The organism is Kitasatospora sp. NPDC005748, assembly GCF_040630735.1.
Lineage (GTDB): Bacteria > Actinomycetota > Actinomycetes > Streptomycetales > Streptomycetaceae > Kitasatospora.
Genome location: NZ_JBEXYD010000140.1, coordinates 1 through 4054 on the forward strand (window position 1 = coordinate 1; position 4054 = coordinate 4054).

1 protein-coding gene and 2 pseudogenes are annotated in these 4054 nt (G+C 71.4%); all 3 read right to left on the reverse strand.

Annotation, left to right across the window (positions count from 1 at the left end; all coding sequences use genetic code 11):
- Positions 1–70 (reverse strand): annotated as a pseudogene (locus ABZ495_RS36800) (roadblock/LC7 domain-containing protein); the annotation flags it as partial.
- Between the two features lie 10 nt (positions 71–80).
- Positions 81–3554 (reverse strand): nitrate- and nitrite sensing domain-containing protein, encoded by a 3474-nt coding sequence (locus ABZ495_RS36805; RefSeq protein ID WP_359840344.1) that lies wholly within the window; start codon positions 3552–3554, stop codon positions 81–83.
- A gap of 401 nt (positions 3555–3955) precedes the next feature.
- Positions 3956–4054, reverse strand: a pseudogene (locus tag ABZ495_RS36810) (ATP-binding protein); the annotation flags it as partial.

Consider the following 4054-nt stretch of genomic DNA (forward strand, 5'->3'; position numbering starts at 1 on the left):
GCGACACCCCAGGGGTGTTGTCCACGAAATTGGTGATCAGCCAGTTCAGGTTCTGTGCGGCCTGGCTCATCTGACTCAACTCAACGCTCCTGGTGGTTCGAGCCGCCGAAGAGATCGGTGCTGCGGTTCTGCTGTCCGTTGCCGGACGGGTCTACCTGATCGGGGTCGATCCGGAAGCTTCCGGTGTTGCCGGCGCTGCGGCCCTGCTCCACGCCGCGGCGCAGGTTGGTGAGCCGGCCGCGGACCTCCTCGGGGCTGCGGGAGACCTGCGGCCCGTCCTGCGGAGTGGGCTTGGCGTTGCCGGCCACCAGGTTCTGCTTGGGCACCCGCCGGGGCAGGCCGGACGAGGTGGTCCCGCCGGAGGCGGGCTCGCGCAACTGCTCGGCACGCTGCCAGGCGCCGTCGTTGGGCGACTGCCAGGCGGCGCTGGTCGGGCCGGTCGGTCCGGTGGGACCGTAACCGCCCAGCGCGGACACCTCGTGTCCGCGCGGTTCGGCGGGCGCCGAGGTGTCCTTGGCGCCGGCGAACCAGTTCGGGGTCTCGCCGGTGTCCTGGCCGCCGCCCTGCTGCGGCGCGGCGGCGGGGCCACCGCCGGCCAGCTGCTGGCCGGGGCGGCGCTGCGGCAGCCCGGACGGCAGGGTGGCGGCGGGCTGGGCGGCCGGCAGGGCCGGCGGCTCCGGGGTGTACGGGTGGCCGGCCGGGGCCTCCTCGGCCCCGTACTGCTCGTCGGCGTAGCCGTCGTAGCCCGGGTACTGGCCGTACTGGTCGTCCTGGCCCTGGTTCTGGCCCTGGTCCTGACCGTACTGGTCGTCGCCGTAACCCTGCTGGGGGAACCGGCCGTAGGCGTCCTGGCCGTAGTCGTTCTGCCCGTACTCGGTCCCGGCGTAGCCGTCCTGGGCGTACCCGTCCTGGGTGTAGCCGCCCTGGTCGTAGCCGTACTGCTGGTCGGCGTAGCCGGACTGGTCGTAGCCCTGCTGGGGGTACTGGCCGTCCTGGCCGTCCTGGCCGTAGCCCTCGTCGTTGCGCCGGCCGTACGCCGGGTACTCCTCCTCGACCTCGGCGTCGAGCACCTGCCGCTCCTCCGGCCCGAGCGGGCCGGACTCCAGGGCCGCGCGGCGGACCTGGTCGAGCCGCTGCGAGCGCTGGACGGCCTCCAGGGCCGGGCTGAAGCCGCTGGACCCGGCGCTGCCGTTGCCGGTGAGGTGGTCGTCGAAGCCCAGCTCGGCGGCGCTGCGCGGCTGGTTCTGCTGGACCTCGGCGGCCCAGTCGGCCGCGGACGGCTCCTGCTCGGCGAAGATCCGGGAGACGGTGAACTGCTCCTCCGGCTCCGGGGCGGCGCCCATCTGGGTCAGGAACGGCGGGAGCATGACCAGCGAGGTGGTGCCCGCGGACTCGCCCGAGGGGCGGAGCTGGACACGGACGTCGTGCCGCTGGGAGAGCCGGCCGACCACGAAGAGGCCCATGCGGCGGGAGATGGTGGCGTCGACGGTGGGCGGCTCGGCCAGCTTCTCGTTGATCTCGGCGAAGTCCTCGGCGGTGAGGCCGATGCCCTTGTCGTGGATCTCGACCAGCACCCGGCCGTCCGGCAGGCGGGTGGCGTTGACCAGCACCCGGGTCTGCGGGCTGGAGAACGAGGTGGCGTTCTCCAGCAGCTCGGCGAGCAGGTGGACGAGGTCGGTCACGGCGGCGCCGACGACCTCGGCCTCGGGGATGCCGGAGAGCTCGACGCGCTCGTACTGCTCCACCTCGGACGCGGCGGCGCGGAGCACGTCGACCAGCGGGACCGGGGTGTTCCAGCGGCGGCCGGCCTCCTCGCCCGCGAGGACGAGCAGGTTCTCACCGTTGCGGCGCATACGGGTGGCGAGGTGGTCCAGCTTGAAGAGGTTCTCCAGCTGGTCCGGGTCGGCCTCGTTGTTCTCCAGGTCGGTGATCAGCGCCAGCTGGCGCTGGATCAGGCTCTGGCTGCGGCGCGACAGGTTGGTGAAGATCGCGTTGACGTTGCCTCGCAGCAGGGCCTGCTCGGCGGCGAGCGCGACCGCCTGCCGGTGGACCTGGTCGAAGGCCCGGGCGACCTCGCCGATCTCGTCCTTGCCGTGCAGCGGGATCTGGCTGACCGAGGTGTCCACCCGGTCCGGGTCGGTCTTGGAGAGCCGCTCGACGAGGTCCGGCAGGCGGTGGTCGGCGATCTCCAGGGCGGCGTTGCGCAGGGTGCGCATGCCCAGGATCATCGAGCGGGCCACGTAGCCGGTGAGGACACCGGCGAGGACCAGCGCGGCGAGCACGATCGCCGAGTTGAGGATGGCGTCGTAGAGCGCGTTGTCCCGCAGGTCGGCGGCGTCGTTGAGGACGTCGTCCAGCAGCGCGACCTCGGTGGCGCGCAGGCTGGCGATGTGGGTGTTGGAGGCCTGCTCCCAGTTCTCCTTGGTCAGACCGGAGTCCTTGGCCTCCTTGTAGGCGGCGTCGGCGGCGGCCTTGCCCTTGGACTGGCCCTCGGCGGCGGCCTGCGTGTAGGCGGCGCCGAGGCCCAGCAGGCCCGTCATGGTCGGCACGCTGCCGTTCGGCATCCGGTACGCGGCGCGCTGGTCGGCGGCGGCCTGGGCGACCTGGGCGTCGGCGTAGCGCTGGGCGTCCTCGGGGGCGCTGCCGGTGTTGAACTCGGAGAGCGAGACCTGCTCCAGCTTCTGGGAGACCAGGAGCTGCTGGATCAGGTCGGTGTTCTCGTACCGGGTGGTGGACTGGGCCGAGATGCCGACCAGCAGGTGGAGCATCAGCGCGCGCTGGGTCGAGGCCGAGGCCTTGGCCAGCGACATGGCGTAGATCGCGCGGCCCTTGCTGGTGATGTTGCTGCTGCCGAGGCCGACCGAGTTGTCGTAGGCCAGCAGCGGCGCGATCATCGTCGAGTACGCGGACTGGGTCGCGGTGGCGAACAGCTCGGGCTTGTAGGCGACGTCGCGCAGGTGCGGGAGGAACAGCACCATGCTCTGGAAGGCCGCGTGCCGGTGGGGCAGTTCGGCGGACTTGTCGCTGGCGTCGTAGGCCGCGTTGTACGCCTTGAGCGCGGTGTCTGTGGTGGCGCGGGTCTTCGGGACGTCGCCGTTCGGGTCCTGGCCGGTCAGCAGGGGGCTGAGCGACTTGTCGCGCTCGTTCTCCAGCGCCTCGGCGAGTTCGGTGGCCGCCTTGGCGAGGCGGGCGGTCTTCTCGGCGCGGGATGCCTTGACGTAGCCGTCGACCGAGGTGTTGACGCGCAGGCCGCCGAAGATCAGGCCGATGATGACCGGGATCAACAGGATGGCTATCAGACGGGCCGGCACACGCCAGTTCCGCGGCCGGAGGAAGTCGTACCGACCACCCTTGCCGCCGCTGCCTCCGTCGTCCGCCGAGCCACCGCTGCGGCGCTCCGTGGAGGCGGCCGGCGGCTTCGGGGAGGGGGCCGGGGGTCGCTCCTCGACCGGCGTGAACGCGGAGAATCCGGCCGGGTCCGTTGCGGTACCGTTCGGCTCGCTCTGGCGGGGCTCGGAGCGCCGCTGCGGGGCGACCTGCTGCTTACGCCTCACTCGACAACAACCTCTCGGCCGATTGGCGGCCATGGATCAATCCAGCGCTACCCCTGGCAGCGGCCCGCTGGTGGTGGGACTGCCGAAATGGATTTAGGGGTAGCTGGAATTTCAGCACGTGCAGGGATGGGGGACAAACAGGTGTCGATGGCGGCCTGCTGTGGAGCAATCCGGACATTAGCCGACATCGAGGGGCAAAACCGTGGTCTTCTGGCGCTGAGCGATGCTAATTCGCTACGCATGGTCACTGTTGATCACAAAATGCCTACCGAACTGTTATCCGCTGCTTATGTAGGGGTCTTGCGCGGGCCGCCGCGGCGACACCCGCGCCCTAGCCGCAGCTGCCCCGGTGCCCGACCGTGACGGCGGGGCACCGGGGCGTGCGACCTGCGGGTTCCCGCTCAGCGCAGGCGGGCGAGGAGGGCGTGTTCGACGAGGGTGATGAGGGCGCTCTTGGCGCTGTCGCGTCGTCGGGCGTCGAGGGTGATGACGGGGGTGTC